The 15,496-nt window shown below is 65.9% G+C and carries 10 protein-coding genes; 8 read left to right on the top strand and 2 right to left on the bottom strand.

Annotated features, from left to right (window positions below; genetic code table 11):
* Positions 1-72 precede the first annotated feature (72 nt).
* The 8 genes from N7573_RS21280 to cueR all read left to right on the top strand — a co-directional run bounded on the left by N7573_RS21280 (position 73) and on the right by cueR (position 11,371).
* Positions 73-1,662 carry a calcineurin-like phosphoesterase family protein gene (locus N7573_RS21280; protein WP_279912701.1) on the top strand — a complete coding sequence of 530 codons (1,590 nt, stop codon included), beginning with the start codon at positions 73-75 and terminating at the stop codon, positions 1,660-1,662.
* A gap of 35 nt (positions 1,663-1,697) precedes the next feature.
* A complete protein-coding gene (locus N7573_RS21275) occupies positions 1,698-1,982 on the top strand; it encodes a hypothetical protein (protein WP_005409434.1) in 285 nt (94 codons plus the stop codon).
* Positions 1,983-2,066: 84 nt separating this feature from the next.
* Positions 2,067-3,089, top strand: coding sequence for a glucokinase (locus tag N7573_RS21270; protein ID WP_279912700.1), 1,023 nt, complete (start codon positions 2,067-2,069; stop codon positions 3,087-3,089).
* 51 nt (positions 3,090-3,140) lie between these two features.
* Entirely contained in the window at positions 3,141-4,139 is a 999-nt protein-coding gene (locus N7573_RS21265) for a N(4)-(beta-N-acetylglucosaminyl)-L-asparaginase (protein ID WP_279912698.1), read from the top strand.
* Positions 4,136-4,867: a copper homeostasis protein CutC gene (locus N7573_RS21260; RefSeq protein WP_279912697.1), complete on the top strand. Its 732-nt coding sequence runs from the start codon at positions 4,136-4,138 to the stop codon at positions 4,865-4,867. Before N7573_RS21265 ends, N7573_RS21260 begins: the two co-directional genes overlap by 4 nt.
* A 404-nt stretch (positions 4,868-5,271) precedes the next feature.
* Positions 5,272-8,229: a TonB-dependent receptor gene (locus N7573_RS21255; RefSeq protein WP_279912696.1), complete on the top strand. Its 2,958-nt coding sequence runs from the start codon at positions 5,272-5,274 to the stop codon at positions 8,227-8,229.
* Positions 8,230-8,402: 173 nt separating this feature from the next.
* On the top strand, positions 8,403-10,904 hold the full coding sequence (locus N7573_RS21250) for a heavy metal translocating P-type ATPase (protein ID WP_279912695.1): 2,502 nt from the start codon (positions 8,403-8,405) through the stop codon (positions 10,902-10,904).
* 11 nt (positions 10,905-10,915) lie between these two features.
* Positions 10,916-11,371, top strand: a complete 456-nt coding sequence (gene cueR, locus N7573_RS21245) for a Cu(I)-responsive transcriptional regulator (protein WP_125892811.1) — start codon at positions 10,916-10,918, stop codon at positions 11,369-11,371.
* Positions 11,372-11,450: 79 nt separating this feature from the next.
* Here cueR and N7573_RS21240 read toward each other — a convergent pair whose 3' ends face one another.
* Together N7573_RS21240 and N7573_RS21235 are read right to left on the bottom strand one after the other, a co-directional pair.
* A complete protein-coding gene (locus N7573_RS21240; protein WP_021204511.1) occupies positions 11,451-11,645 on the bottom strand; it encodes a heavy-metal-associated domain-containing protein in 195 nt (64 codons plus the stop codon).
* A 200-nt stretch (positions 11,646-11,845) separates the two neighbouring features.
* A complete protein-coding gene (locus N7573_RS21235; protein ID WP_279912694.1) occupies positions 11,846-14,923 on the bottom strand; it encodes a TonB-dependent receptor in 3,078 nt (1,025 codons plus the stop codon).
* Between the last annotated feature and the right edge of the window lie 573 nt (positions 14,924-15,496).

The raw sequence follows: 15,496 nt of genomic DNA, 5'->3' as shown, positions 1-15,496 counted from the left end.
GCAATGCGCCACAGCGTGCGCGATGTCATCAACGGAATCTACAATAGGCGGTCTTTCTTTCCCGGACCGCCCATGAAACTGCCTGCCGCCTGGCTGTGCTGCCTGTTGCTGACCTCGCCGGCCTGGGCCGCGGACACCGTGGTCAGCGGCAAGGTCTACCTGGAGCGCGACGGCAAATCCGGGCGCGGTGCGACCGATCCGGGCCTGGCCGGGGTGCAGGTCTCCAACGGCGAGGCCATCGTCAAGACCGCGGCCGACGGCAGCTACAGCCTGCCAGTGCGCGACGGCCAGACCGTGTTCGTGATCAAGCCCGATGCGTATTCGTTCCCGAAGGCGGCCGATGGCCTGCCTTCGTTCTGGCGCCACTACCGCCCGAACGGTTCACCGGCACTGAAGTACGGTGGCATCGCCGCGACCAGCGACGTCACCCGCAACTGGGATTTCGCCCTGCAGTCGGATCGCCATGACAGCCGCCGTGGTTTCCAGATGCTGGTGTTCACCGATTCGCAGACCGCCAGCCTGAAGGACATCGGCTACTACCAGCAGTCGATCGTGGCGCCGCTGGTCGGCCAGACCAGGGCGCGCATAGGCACCACCCTGGGCGACATCGTCAACGATGACCTGACCCTGTACCCGGCGATCAACAAGGTCACCACCGAGCTCGGTGTGCCGTGGTTCCACGTGCCGGGCAACCACGATCTCGACTTCGATGCGGCCAGCGACGAACACTCGCTGGACAGCTGGCGCAACATCTACGGCCCGGACACCTACGCGGTGGAAGAGGGCGGCGCCAGCTTCGTGTTCCTGGACGACGTGGTGTACGACCCCAAGGCGAAGCCGAAGTACATCGGCGGCCTGCGCGAAGACCAGTTCGCTTTCCTCGCCAGCTACCTGAAGGGCCTGCACAAGGACCGCCTGCTGGTGCTGGGCATGCACATCCCGCTGTTCGACGCGGCGCCGGGGCGCGAGACTTTCCGTCACGCCGACCGCCAGCGCCTGTTCGATCTGCTGAAGGACTTCCGCAACGTGCTGGTGCTCAGCGGCCACAGTCACACCCAGCAGCACGTCTACCACGGCAAGGCCGAGGGCTGGAACGGCGACAAGCCGCTGCACGAATACAACGTCGGTGCCAACTGCGGTGCGTTCTGGTCGGGCGTGAAGAATGCCGCCGGCGTGCCGGACAGCACCATGAGCGATGGCACACCGAAGGGTTATGCGCTGCTCGACGTGGCCGGCAACGGCAGCTACAAGCTGCAGTACCGCGTGGCCGGCCAGCCGGCCAGCGAGCAGATCGGCCTGCATGCACCCAAGGTGCTGCGCCAGGGCGCCTATCCGGCGTGGGGTGTCTACGCCAACGTCTACATGGGTGAGGACGCCAGCGTGGTCGAGTACCGCGTCGATGGCGGCGCCTGGCAGCCGATGAAGCAGGTCAGCCAGCCCGATCCGCGCCTGATGGTGGAGAACGTGGCCGATGATCTGGCCAACAGCCTGCGCGGCTACGACCGTTCGCCGGAGGCCACTGCGTCGCCGCACCTGTGGCGGGGCGCGCTGCCGACCGACCTGGCAACAGGCAGCCACAAGGTCGAAGTACGCTCCACCCAGCCTGATGGTGCAGTGTTCACCGCCACCACCAGCTACAGCCTGCAGACTGCCCAGCCCTGACACCGCGCACCAGCGCTCCAGCGAAAGGACCCCGCATGGATATCCGCTTCATGGCCGGCACCACGCCGGTGACCCTCAGCCGCCACTGGTTCACCGGCGCGATGCTGCTGCAGAGCGCCACCGAGAAGGTCTGGGTGCAGCACCCGCTGCATCCGGGCACCCACTTCTCGTTCTCGCTGGTACAGTCGTGGCTGCGTCACATCGCCGGCCACGAAGTACTGGTCGAGCGCACCCGGCCGCTGTTGTTCGCCGGCTTCCGCCCCCAGCGCCTGCGCGTGCTGGTGGATGGCGTGCAGGTGGCCGAACAGGAAGGCATGTAGGCCAACCTGAACCATCGGCGCGCTAGGCAAAGCCGCCCCGATGCCTGAGAATCGGGGCGATTCAATCGATCCAAGCAGGCCAGCGTGACCATCGCAGCAGCGTCCCCGGTTTCCTCCGACTCCGCCCGCGGCGGTCGTCCGCGCCATCTGGTCGTTGCCGATGTCGGCGGCACCTTCGCCCGCCTGGCCTTGGCTGAGACCCAACCCGGTCAGGCGCCGCGGCTGGGCAGCCATCGCACCTATGCCTGCGCCGAGCATCCCAGCCTGGCCGCGATCCTGGCCGATTTCACCGCATGCCTTGGCCAGCCGGTGCAGACCGCGGTGGTCGCCATCGCCGGCCTGCTCGATGGCGATGTGCTGATCAACTCGAACCTGCCGTGGACAGTCTCGCTGTCGACCACGCGCGAACAGTCCGGCCTGCGCGAACTGCAGCTGATCAATGATTTCGAAGCGGTGGCGCTGGCCATCCCGTACCTGCAGCCGGAAACCCTGGTGCCACTGAACGGCGACGCCGATCCGGCGCAGGCGTTCCCGGCACTGGTGCTGGGTGCCGGTACCGGCCTGGGTGCCGCGCTGCGTTTCGCCGATGGCGAGCGCCCGGTGCTGGCCAGCGAGATCGGCCATGCCGCGCTCGGCGCCGGCAACGCGCTGGAACTGGAGGTGCTGGGCAAGTTGCTGCAGCGCTGGGCGCACGTGGACAACGAGCGAGTGCTGTCCGGCAGCGGCCTGATGAACCTGTATCCGTGCCTGTGCGAACTGCGCGGTGTCACCCCGGTGTGGACCAGTACCGAGGCGCTGATCGGCGCGGCGCGCAGCGGCGAGGATGCACTGGCGGTGGAAACGCTGCAGGTCTTCTGTGCCTGGCTGGGCAGCCTGGCCGGCGACGCGGCGATCGCCGTCGGCGCGCGTTCGGTGTACCTGGCCGGGGGCATTTCCGCGCATGTGCAGGATTTCCTGGCCGATGGCCGCTTCCGTGAGCGATTCCTCAACAAGGGTGTGCTGACCGAAGTGCTGCGCCAGGTACCGGTGTGGCGGGTGGAGCACGGCCAGCTGGGTGTGCTCGGTGCAGCGGTCTGGCACGCAGCGCGGCAACCCACGCACGACTGATCGGCAGGGCCGGCATCGGGCCGGCCATGCATTGCAGACTGGGAGGGGAAGATGGTGGATCGCAGGCAGTTCCTGCAGGCCGGTGCACTGGCCGCAGGCATGGCGGCATTGCCGGGCGTGCAGGCGCGCACGCAGGGTGGTGCCAGGGTGGTTTCGACCTGGGACTTCGGCGTGCCGGCCAACCAGGCGGCGTGGAAGGTGCTGGCGCAGGGCGGCAGCGCGCTGGATGCGGTGGAAGCAGGCGCACGCTGGGCCGAGAGCGAGCTGTGCAACCCCACCGTCGGCCATTGCGGCAACCCGGATCGCGACGGCGTGCTGAGCCTGGATGCGAGCATCATGGATGGCGATGGCCGTTGTGGTGCGGTGGCGGCGCTGGTCGACATCCTGCATCCGGTGTCGGTGGCGCGCAAAGTGATGGAGAACAGCCCGCACGTGCTGCTGGTGGGCGAGGGCGCGCAGCAGTTCGCGGTGCAGCAGGGTTTCGAGCGCAAGCACCTGCTGACGCCGCAGGCCGAAGCGGCCTGGCGCGAGTGGCTGAAGACCGAGAAGTACCAGCCGCAGATCAATGCCGAGCGCCGCGGTATTCCCGGCAACAGCGACAACCACGACACCATCGGCATGCTGGCACTGGATGCCAATGGCCATCTGGCCGGTGCCTGCACCACCAGCGGCATGGCCTGGAAACTGCACGGTCGCGTTGGCGACAGTCCGATCATCGGTGCCGGCCTGTACGTCGACAACGACGTGGGTGCGGCCACTGCTTCGGGCGTGGGTGAAGAGATGATCCGCAACGCCGCCTCGTTCCTGGTGGTCGAGCTGATGCGCCAGGGGCGCTCGCCGGCGCAGGCCTGCCGCGAAGCGATCGACCGCGTGGTGCGCAAGCGCCCTGAAGCGAGCAAGACACTGCAGGTCTGCTTCCTGGCCATGAACAAGCAGGGTGAGGTGGGCGCTTACGCGTTGCATCGTGGTTTCGTCTATGCCGTGTGCGATGCGCAGCGCCAGGACGATTTGCGTGATTCGCCGTCGATCTACACGAGCACCCAGGCGTGAGCACGCGGCTGACCCTGGAGATCGCCAGCAATTCGCTGGCATCGGCGCTGGCCGCGCAGGCCGGCGGTGCCGACCGCATCGAGCTGTTCGACAACCTGGCCGAAGGCGGCACCACACCGTCCTTCGCCAGCATCGCGATGGCCCGCGAACGCCTGTCGATTCCGCTGTTCGTGCTGGTGCGGCCCCGCCCGGGCGACTTCCACTACGACGCGCTGGAAACCGAACTGATGCTGCGTGACATCGCGCAGTGCCGCGCGCTGGGCTGCGATGGCGTGGTGATCGGCGCGCTGGATGTACAGGGCGGGATCGACGTGGCGCTGTGCCGCGAGCTGGTGCAGGCTGCCGGGCCGTTGCAGGTGACCTTCCATCGCGCCTTCGATGCCGCCCGCGATCTGCCCGCCGCGCTGGAGCAGGTGATCGGGCTGGGCTGCCAGCGCGTGCTGACCTCGGGCGGCCAGGTCAGTGCGGAGGCCGGTGCCGATGTGCTGGCAGGCCTCGTTACCCAGGCAGCAGGCCGCATTACGGTGATGGCTGGTGCCGGATTGGCACCGGGCAACATCGCTACCGTGGCAAGGCAGACCGGCTGCACCGAACTGCACGCCTCGGCCAAGGGCCTGCGCCGCTCGGCGATGCAGTTCCAGAACCCGGCTTTGCGAGGGCTGGACCCGGACTGGAGCCAGACCGCGACCGCCACCGTAGCCGCGCTGCGGCAGGCGCTGGACGCCTGATCGCAAGTCCCGGGGTCGGATCCCTTCGCAGAAGGGCTCTGACCCCATCTGGATGCAGTCGGGTCAGAGCCCTTCCGTGAGGGGATCCGACCCCGTACGCCGGCCCGCCACGGACAAAATAGTTCCGCGCACGATTGTCGCGATCGTGTCATTGACGTGTGCGCCGTCTTCTCAGCGATGTTTCGCAACCCGTTGATTGTTTTGGATACCTGCAGCCGTTAACGGCATTACGCCAAGCGTTGCTGCGTCGCCGCATGCCGGGCGTGGTTCAGCTGTGCTTTAGTTTGGATCGATCCACAGGGGAGGGTGTCGGGACGGTCTTGAACCGATCCAGGTGCCCGGATCAGCCGTAGTGCCGCGCCACCACCCGTCCGTGCGTCCACACTTTCGAAGAGCAACCACCCATGGCTCAGATCGTCCGCAAGCGTCGTCACCTGCTGTCCCAGGCCTTGGTCCTGGCCCTGTTGCCCCTGGCGGCCAGCGCGCAGGAGGCCGCCAGTTCGTCCACCAAGGATCTCGACGCGGTCACCGTCACCGGTTCGCGCATCAAGCGCGCCAGCGTTGAGGGCCCAGCGCCGGTCAACGTGATCACCGCCGCACAGATCCAGAAGGAAGGCTTCGTCAGCGTTTACGACGCGTTGAAGACGCTCACTGAAGCCACCGGCACCGTTGAAGCGGCCTCGCAGTGGGGATCGCACACGCCCAATGCCAGCGGCCTGAACCTGCGCGGGATGGGCCCGAACCGCTCGCTGCTGCTGGTCAACGGCCGCCGCGTGGCCGACTACCCGCTGCCCTACGGTGGCGAAACCAACTTCTCCAACTACGGCAACATTCCCGCTGCCGCGGTGGAGCGCATCGAAGTACTGACCGGTGGCGCCTCGGCCATCTATGGCTCGGATGCGATCGCCGGCGTGGTCAACGTCATCCTGAAGACCAACTATGACGGCGACGAAGTACGCGTGCGCGGTGGTACCTCCACCGAAGGCGGCCGCGATACCTGGGATCTGTCCTGGGCTGGCGGCAAGACCGGCGACAACTGGAGCGTGACCTACGCGCTGCAGTACACCAAGCGCGATCCGCTGTTCGGACGTGACCGTCCGCAGATGGACGATGCCGATGATGCGCCGTACCCGTCCTGGAACATGGAACAACGCAAGGTCGGCTTCCGTCCCACCGCCGGCCTGGCGCTGATCGATCCGACCACCGGCCAGCGCCTGGCGCCGCCCACCGGCACCTGCGAGAAGTTCGATGGCGAGTACTACACCGCCGATCGCCTGGTCTACAACTACGCCGCCAACACCATCACCAACACCGGCCGCCTGTGCGGCATGAGCGCCGACTACGCCAACTGGCTGCTCACCGGCGGTGCCGAGAACGTGTCCGGCAACCTGTATGCCACCTTCGATTTCAGCAATGACCTGCAGGCCTGGACCAACCTGGCGGTGTACCGCTCCGAAGCGATCTGGGGCACCAATCCGCCCGGCGTGTCGCTGATCGACGATGACAACGGCTACTACTGGGATGCCAACCGCAACCGTCCGATCCTCGGCGTGCGCCAGTTCACCCCGAACGAGGTGGGCGGCCTGGATACGCTGCGCAACACCAACCGCGAACTGTCCTGGGACTGGAGTGCGGGCCTGCGTGGTCGCCTGGCCGATCGCTTCGACTGGAGCGCCACGGTGGGGCGTTCCTATTACCGCGTGGAAGAACGGCAGAACGTGGTCGACAAGCAGAAGTCGTACGACTACTTCCTCGGCCCGAAGCTGGGCACTACCGCCGACGGCGAGGCGATCTATGCGTTGAACGAATCGCGCTGGTGGAACCCGCTGACGCCGGATCAGTACTGGCAGATGGGCACCGTGGCGAAGAACCGTGCGTCCTCATGGGTCAATCAGGCTTCGGCGGACATCACCGGCGAGCTGTTCCAGGGCTGGGCCGGCCCGATCTCGTTCGCGGCGGTGGCCGAAGTCGCGCAGCAGGGCTATCACCTCAGTCCGGATCCGCGCGCCGGCATCGACTTCGACCTGCAGAACGTCGATCGCGGTGGCGGCGAGCGTACCCGCTATTCGGCCGGCGTCGAGTTCAAGATCCCGCTGCTGGAAAGCGTGACCGCCACTGCGGCCGCGCGCTATGACCGCTATGGCAGCTACAAGGCTGACAACAGCGGCGAAGCGCTGGACATCGGCAGCCAGAAGGAGACCACCTGGAATGTCGGCCTGGAATGGCGCCCGGTGGAGTCGCTGCTGGTGCGTGGCTCCTATGCCACCAGCTTCCATGCGCCGGACATGCACTACCTGCTGGGCCAGCCCAGCAGCTCCGAAGTGCAGACCTATGACCGCCTGCGTTGCATCCAGAGCGGCGCGTACCTGGTCAACAACTGTGGCGTGGGCAATACCGATGTCTGGTACACGTTCGACGTGAACCGGCGTGGCACGCCGCTGCTGCGCTCGGAGACCGGTGATTCGTGGACGGTCGGTTTCGTCTGGGACGTGATGCCCAATCTGTCGGTCAGTGCCGACTACTGGGCAATCAAGCTGGAAGACATGATCGTCGACGTTGGCGCCGACGAGGTGCTGGCCAGCGAAGCGGGCTGCCTGACCGGCAAGAACATGGACGGTACGCCGTGGGCCAATCCGGCCGGTGGCGAGTATTGCGCCGGCATCCTGGCCCGCGTGAACCGTGACAGCAACGGCCGCCTGGTATCGATCGAGCGCGGCCCGTTCAACCTGGCCAGCCGCGAAGTGCGCGGCATCGACCTGACCGCGCGCTATCGCCTGGAAACCGCGCAGTGGGGCAGCTTCCAGCTCGGCCTGAACTACACCAACCAGATCTCGACCAAGGAGCAGCGCTACGCCAACGATCCGAACCCGGAGCGTCGTGACCGCGACCTGCGCAGCAAGCTGCGCGCGAGCCTTGCCTGGCAGCGTGGCAACTGGAATGCCAATGTCTATGCCGATCGCATCGGTTCGGTGCCGGGCGTGCGCTACCACTGGGGCACCGATCGCCTGAACAATCCTGGCGGCTGCCTGCCGTTCGCCGATGGTTACGTGCCCAGCGACAGCCCGTCGCTCAACTGCCTGGAGCCGGCCACGCGTCCGGACGGCTCGCCGAATCCGAATCCCAATGCCGGCCAGCAGACGGCGCGCTACTACGGGCGGGTCGGGCCGTTCATCACCTGGAACTTCAACGTGGGCTACCAGGTGACCGAGCACGCCAAGGTCAATGTCTACGTCAACAACGCGTTCAACTCGGCCAGCTGGAACCACAAGGACCCGTACAAGCTGGACTACGATTTCGCTCCGACCCGCCTGCTCGGCGCGGTTGGCCGCGAGTTCGCGCTGGAATACGTGTTCACCTTCTGAGGTGGACGGCGGGGGCGTCGGGCCTTGATCCGCAAGGCGCCCCCGTCCGCCCGGTAGATCCACGCCATGCGTGGATGAACCCCTTCATGAACCCCGGGGTGGCTGGATTTGACCTTCCCACGATGGCAAGGTTTAGCCTGTCCGCATCCAGAAGGAACCCCGGGAATCCGATCATGAGCACGCCCCGCGCCACTGCAGTCCCCGAAAGCCCGTCCACCATCAGCCTGCCCATCGAGGGCATGACCTGCGCCAGCTGCGTCGGCCGTGTCGAAGCGGCGCTGTCCAAGGTCGAGGGCGTCGGCAGTGTTTCGGTCAATCTGGCCACCGAGCGCGCGGATATCCGCCCGTCCGGTCCGGTCGATCGCGCCGCGCTGATCCAGGCGGTGGAGCGGGTGGGCTATGACGTGCCGGCCGGCACCATCGAGCTGGCAGTGGAAGGCATGACCTGTGCCTCCTGCGTCGGTCGCGTCGAGCGCGCGCTGCTGGCGGTACCGGGCGTCAGCCAGGCCAGCGTCAACCTGGCCACCGAACGCGCCACGGTGCGCGGCGTGGCCGCTGTGGATGCGCTGGTAGCGGCCATCGACAAGGTCGGTTATGCCGCCCATGCCATCGAAGCGGGCGTTCAGTCCGATGACGAAGCGGCGGAAAAGAAGGATGCCGAGCGCGCCGAACTGAAACGCGACCTGATCGTGGCCACCGCACTTGCACTTCCGGTGTTCGTGCTGGAAATGGGGTCGCACCTGATTCCCGGCATGCACGAATGGGTGATGGCCACCCTCGGCATGCAGGCCAGCTGGTACCTGCAGTTCGTACTGACCCTGCTGGTGCTGGCCATTCCCGGCCGCCGTTTCTACCAGAAGGGTTTCCCGGCACTGCTGCGGCTGGCACCGGACATGAACTCGCTGGTGGCGGTGGGTACCGCCGCAGCGTTCGGTTACTCGGTGGTGGCGACCTTTGCACCGCGGTTGCTGCCGCCGGGCACGGTGAACGTCTACTACGAAGCAGCGGCGGTGATCGTCGCGCTGATCCTGCTTGGCCGCTTCCTTGAGGCGCGCGCGAAGGGCCGTACCTCCGAGGCGATCAAGCGCCTGGTCAACCTGCAGGCCAAGGTCGCGCATGTGATCCGTGACGGCCGTACGATCGAGATTCCGGTCAACGAGGTTCTGAGCGGCGATGTGGTGGAAGTGCGCCCGGGCGAGCGCGTGCCGGTCGATGGCGAGGTGATCGAGGGGCGCAGCTACATCGACGAGTCGATGATCAGTGGCGAACCGATTCCGGTCGAGAAGCAGCCGGGCAGCAGCGTGGTCGGCGGCACGGTCAACCAGAAAGGTGCATTGACCGTGCGTGCCACGGCGGTGGGCGCGCAGACCATGCTGGCGCAGATCATCCGCATGGTCGAACAGGCACAGGGCTCGAAGCTGCCGATCCAGGCGGTGGTCGACAAGGTCACCCTGTGGTTCGTGCCGGCGGTGATGCTGGCCGCACTGGCGACCTTCGCGGTCTGGTTGATCTTCGGCCCATCGCCGGCGCTGAGCTTCGCGCTGGTCAATGCGGTGGCGGTACTGATCATCGCCTGCCCGTGTGCAATGGGTCTGGCTACGCCGACGTCGATCATGGTCGGTACCGGCCGTGGCGCCGAAATGGGCGTGCTGTTCCGCAAGGGTGAAGCACTGCAGTTGCTGAAGGACGCGCAGGTGGTGGCGGTGGACAAGACCGGCACGCTGACCGAAGGCCGCCCGCGCCTGACAGACCTGGAGATCGCCGACGGCTTTGATCGCGCCACAGTGCTGGCCGCCGTCGCCACCGTGGAATCACGTTCGGAGCATCCGATCGCCCGCGCCATTGTCGATGCAGCCACCGAGCAGGGCCTCGCGCTGCCGTCGATGATTGATTTCGAGTCGGTCACCGGCATGGGCGTACGCGCCAGCGTGGAGGGTGCGCGTGTGGAGGTCGGCGCCGATCGTTTCATGCGCGATCTTGGCGTGGATATCACCGCGTTTGCAGCGCTGGCGGCCGAACTCGGCGCGCAGGGGAAGTCGCCGTTGTACGCGGCCATCGATGGACGCCTGGCAGCGATCATCGCAGTATCCGATCCGATCAAGCCGAGCACGCCGGCCGCGATCGCGGCGCTGCACCAGCTTGGCCTGAAGGTGGCGATGATCACCGGTGACAATGCCGGCACCGCGCAGGCGATCGCACGCCAGCTGGGTATCGATGAGGTAGTGGCCGAGGTGCTGCCGGAAGGCAAGGTCGAAGCGGTGCGTCGCTTGAAGGCCACGCACGGCCATGTCGCCTTCGTTGGTGACGGCATCAACGATGCGCCGGCGCTGGCCGAGGCCGATGTCGGCCTGGCCATCGGCACCGGCACCGATATCGCGGTGGAGTCGGCCGATGTGGTGCTGATGTCGGGCAACCTGCAGGGTGTGCCGAATGCCATCGCGCTGTCGAAGGCGACGCTGGGCAACATCCGGCAGAACCTGTTCTGGGCCTTCGCCTACAACACCGCGCTGATTCCGGTGGCTGCCGGCGTGCTGTACCCGGTCTGGGGCCTGCTGCTGTCGCCGGTGTTCGCCGCCGGTGCGATGGCGCTGTCCAGCGTGTTCGTGCTGGGCAACGCGCTGCGCCTGCGCCGCTTCCAGGCGCCGATGGCGGATACCCCCGCCGCGAGCCACTGAAGGAGAACCGCATGAACATCGGTGAAGCCGCCAAGGCCTCCAGCGTTTCGGCGAAGATGATCCGCTACTACGAACAGATCGGCCTTATTCCTGCGGCCGATCGCACCGAGTCCGGCTACCGGGCATATTCGCAGGCGGACATCCACCGCCTGCGCTTCATTCGGCGGGCGCGCGATCTTGGCTTCCAGGTGGCCGAGATCACCGATCTGCTCGGCCTGTGGAACGACACCTCGCGGCACAGTGCCGACGTCAAGCAACTTGCCGAACAGCACATCGCCGACCTGGAGCAGCGTATCGAAAGCATGCGGCAGATGGCCGACACGCTGAAGTCGTTGATCAGCTGCTGTGCGGGCGATGAGCGCCCGGAATGCCCGATCCTGCAGCGGCTGGGCGAAGACGAAGAGACCCTGGCACCGCCGGAGACCGCGAAGACTGGTGCAGTACGGCGCCGCACGCACAAGCACTGACCTGGCGTTGCATACATGAAAAACCCGCCCGGTGCAGCTGCACCGGGCGGGTTTTTCGTTGCAGGCGCAGGCTAGGGGATCAGGCCGTGCGCGGCGGGAAGCCTGCATCGGTCAGTGCCGCCACGATCTGCGCTTCGCTGGCCGAGGTCTGCACCTGCACGCGACGGCTGGCCGGATCTGCCTGCACGCTGGCCTGCGGATCGACCAGCTCGATCGCCTTGGTCACGCTGCGTGCGCAGCCGCCGCAGGTCATGCCTTCCACGTGGAATTCCATCTGTAGCTCCTTCGGTGCTCTTGGGGTGGCGCCAGTGTGCACCTTCCAACATTGGCAGGGTCAAGCGCAGGGCTGAACCGAAGACAAAGCACCAATGAAAACGGCAGCCACCTGTACCAGCGTGGCTGCCGTGGAGGAACGCCCCCGCCAGGGCGGGGCGTGGGTTGCACCGGGGCGGGCCCGGGCAACCCGGTGTTGCCTTAGAACTTCCAGGTAGCGCCGAAGTACAGCTGGCGGCCTGCGTAGGTATTGGAGATCAGGCGTGCCTTGGTGTCGCTTCCCAGGTGCACGCGCTGCTCGGACTTGGTGGCATTGATCACCGAGGCGGTCAGGGTCCAGTCCGGGGTCAGGTTGTAGGCCACGTTCAGATCCAGCTGGTCATACGGCTCGGTGTAGACGGTGAGGCCATTGTTGAGCCCACCGACCACCTGGCCGCGACGGTTGAACGAGGCGCGCGCGAGGAACTTATCGTTCTCGTAGAACACCGTGACATTGGCCTGGTTCTTGGCGCTGCCGACCAGTGGCGAGGAGCCGATTTCCTGACCGTCCAGAACAATGGAGGCCAGGTTGGTGTCGTTGTAGGTGTAGTTGGCCTGCACGCCGAAGCCGAAATCGAACGTGTACTGGCCATACAGCTCGACGCCTTGCGAGACACCATCGCGGCCATTGGCCTGGGTCTCGTAGCGCTGCACGTTCACCGCTTCACCGTTGATGACCATCGGCGTGTCGCGCACCACCGGCAGGGTGAAGTTGTCCACGTTCTTGCGGAACAGGCCGACGCCGGCGACCGCGCCCGGCTGGAAGTACCACTCCAGGCCCAGGTCGAACTGGGTGGCCTTGAACGGTTCCAGTTGCTTGTTGCTGCCCTGGCCGACCCAGCCTGCGGTCGATGCGCCACCGGCAACGCGGCGATCATTGACGTACTCCTCGCTGTAGTAGCTCAGTGCGCCCGGTGCTGCGATGTCGGTGTAGCCAGGGCGGGCGATCACCTTCGATGCGGCACCACGCAGCACCAGCGTGTCGGTGATGTCCCAGGCGATATTGAAACTCGGCAGTACGTCAGTGTAGGTGCGATCCACGCCGATCAGGCTGTAGGTCTTGCTCTGCGCCAGATCGTGCGGCAGGCGCACAAAGCCGCTCTCGCAGCTGTAGGTCGGGTAGGCCGCAGCGGCCGGATCGGTGCACGCCATCGGTGCGCCGGACGCGTTGTCCAGGAAGTAGTCGTTGAACTTCTCGATCGAGTCGGAGGACTGCGCGAACTGCTTGGTGCGCACCACGCGCACGCCTACATTGCCGCGCACGCGTTCGGTGCGGAAGTTGGCCTGGAAGTAGCCCGAGTAGATCTTCTCGTTGACGTTGTAGACGAAGTCTTCCTCGGTGCGGTTGTGCGAACCACCGTAGGTCTTGTTCAGGTAATCGATGTAGGCCGGGTAGTTGATGCCCGGGAACACGTTGGCATTGAAGCCGCCCGCGATGTTGTTGATCGGATTGGACAGGAAGAAGCCCGGCTGCGCGTCGCCCGCAGTCGGATCGCAGCCACTCTGGTAGCGGCTGTTGTCATAGTCGGCCGGGTCGCGGCCCGGGCACACCCAGTAGGTGTTGCCGGTATTGCGATGGACCTTGCCGTCACGGTACTTGGCGCCGAACTGGATCGAGTCCAGCCAGCCGGACTCGAACAGCTTGGTGACGTCGGCCTGGAAGTAGTTCTGCTTGACCTCCGTGCGCTTCCACGACGAATCGGTCGAGCCGGTGTCGACTTCGGCGATGCCGTTCATCAGCTGCTGCTGCAGGTCGGGCGAGAAGGTGGCCGACGGCGTACCGGTCAGGTCCCAGGCGCTGTACAGGTTGCCCGACAGGTAATCGTTGCCGACCTTGCGGCGCGGCTTGGCCGACATCCGGAAGTTCATCGACGGACCACCTTCGGACCAGGTGCGGCCACCGGTGAACGAGGCCTTCCACAGCGGGCTGATGTCCCAGTCGATGGTCAGGTCAGCGGTCTGCGAGAGTGCCTTTTCCTTGCTGTAGCCACCTGTCAGCTGCGGCGTCGGAACCGTGCAGTCGTCCGGGCCCCAGCCGCCAGGCTTGAGGCCAGCGGCCTTGGCCTGGTCTTCGCTGCAGTAGTAGGTCTTTCCAGCCAGCTTTTCGAACTGGGCGCCGGTAACGGTGTTGCCGCTGGGATCGAAATCCAGGCCGTTGAGCAGGCGGCCGCCGGCCCAGTTTCCATCGCCGTTGAAGCGGGCCATGCTCCATTCCGGAATCTTCAGCATGTTCTGGGTGTAGTCACCCTGCAGCTCGAAGCGGAAGTAGTTGGCCGTCATCGTAACGTTGTCGACCGGCTTGAACTGGAAGGTCAGCTGGCCGCCCTTGCGTTCGCGCTTCTCTTCCTTCACCGCGAAGTTGACCGACGTCGGCATGAAGAAGTCGCTGTAGTTGCCCCCGGTCTGGTTGTTGAAGCCGGACTTGCCCCACCAGTAGTGGATGCCATCCTGCGCCTGCACGTTGCCATAGGCATCGCGCGCCTTGCCGGCGCCATACCACTGGTAGTCCTCGGTGCTGGCTTCCATGGTGCGGGTGGTGCGCTTCTGCTGCGTCACGCCGATCAGCACGCCGAAACGCTCGTCCTTGCTGTGCCACGAATACAGGGCCGACGCCTGCGGGTCGATATCGTGGTGGGTATCGGAGGAGGTGCCCTCGAGCGTGACGAAGCCCGAGTTGGATTCCATGTCCAGCGGGCGACGGGTGTGCAGGATGACCGTGCCGCCGATGCCGCCTTCATCGATGCGTGCTTCCGGCGACTTGAACAGCTCGGCGCTGGACAGCATGTTCGACGGCAGCAGGGTGTAGTTGAACGAACGGGTGGCTTCGTCGTTGGTTTCCGACGTGGCCACGTAGTTGCCGTTCAACTGGGTCAGGGTCAGGTCGGGTGCCAGGCCACGCACGCTGACGCTCTTGCCTTCGCCGCCACTGCGGGTGATTACCACGCCGGGCACGCGCTGCAGTGCGTCGGCCACGTTCTTGTCGGGGAACTTGCCGACGTCTTCGGCAGTGATCACTTCGACCACGGCGTTGGCGTCGCGCTTCTGCTCAAGGCTCTTTTCAATGGCGTAGCGGTAGCCGGTGACCTGGACGCTGTCCAGGTTGGTGGCTTCCTGCGAGCCGGTGGAAGCGGCCTGCTGCGCGGCGGCGCCAGCCGGAATGACGGCGGCGGCCAAGGCCAGCGCGATGGCCAGCGCCAGTGCGTCCTGGCCATGCGTACGTGTTGAATGCTTCATTCCCATCTCTCCCTCTCTCCTGGATTGATCCGGTGACGTGGCACGGACAACTTGAATCGATCTAATTTGAAGTGACATTGTCGCTATTGCCATGCAGTGGCAGTAGCACCGTGCGCGTGGCCTGGTACGTCCTGTTGCTGCTCCCCCAACTCCCGGCCATCGCAGTGTCGTTCTTGGATCGATCTAAGCGATGGGCGGGCGTTTTTTAGCATGGGTCGCCCGCGGGCGCATGCTGCTCCGCAATATGGTACTGGCGTGGCGAAGGCGTGACGGTTTGCTGAAATCAGTGAAATCGTTTTCGTGCGCAGGGGAGGGTGGGGCGGCAGGGCTGCGCCCTGCACCTGCTTGAAGCCAAAGCAACGGCCAAAGCCAAAGCGGCTCGGGTTTTCTGTTGGTTTGGCGGGGCGGTGTGGGCTGGCAGGACACGCCGTAAACCCCCCTCCGGGGTCCGGCCCAGCCGCTGGCGGCTGGGCGTTCGGGCGCTTGCGAAGCAGTGCTTCGCAAGCAAAGCGCCCTCACCCATGGGGGCTCGATGGCGCCATCCATGGCGCCAACGGTCCTGCCAGCCCACATCGCCCC

Source organism: Stenotrophomonas sp. GD04054 (assembly GCF_029836955.1).
GTDB lineage: Bacteria > Pseudomonadota > Gammaproteobacteria > Xanthomonadales > Xanthomonadaceae > Stenotrophomonas > Stenotrophomonas maltophilia_A.
Note: the sequence above shows the minus strand (reverse complement) of the source record. Positions and strands in the feature narration are given on the sequence as shown.

What these genes read in the sequence shown, in the direction of transcription:
- N7573_RS21280 (WP_279912701.1), top strand. Translation starts at nt 73, where the DNA reads ATGAAACTGCCTGCCGCCTGGCTGTGCTGCCTGTTGCTGACCTCGCCG.
- N7573_RS21275 (WP_005409434.1), top strand. Translation starts at nt 1,698, where the DNA reads ATGGATATCCGCTTCATGGCCGGCACCACGCCGGTGACCCTCAGCCGC.
- N7573_RS21265 (WP_279912698.1), top strand. Translation starts at nt 3,141, where the DNA reads ATGGTGGATCGCAGGCAGTTCCTGCAGGCCGGTGCACTGGCCGCAGGC.
- N7573_RS21255 (WP_279912696.1), top strand. Translation starts at nt 5,272, where the DNA reads ATGGCTCAGATCGTCCGCAAGCGTCGTCACCTGCTGTCCCAGGCCTTG.
- N7573_RS21250 (WP_279912695.1), top strand. Translation starts at nt 8,403, where the DNA reads ATGAGCACGCCCCGCGCCACTGCAGTCCCCGAAAGCCCGTCCACCATC.
- cueR (WP_125892811.1), top strand. Translation starts at nt 10,916, where the DNA reads ATGAACATCGGTGAAGCCGCCAAGGCCTCCAGCGTTTCGGCGAAGATG.
- N7573_RS21240 (WP_021204511.1), bottom strand. Translation starts at nt 11,645, where the DNA reads ATGGAATTCCACGTGGAAGGCATGACCTGCGGCGGCTGCGCACGCAGC.
- N7573_RS21235 (WP_279912694.1), bottom strand. Translation starts at nt 14,923, where the DNA reads ATGGGAATGAAGCATTCAACACGTACGCATGGCCAGGACGCACTGGCG.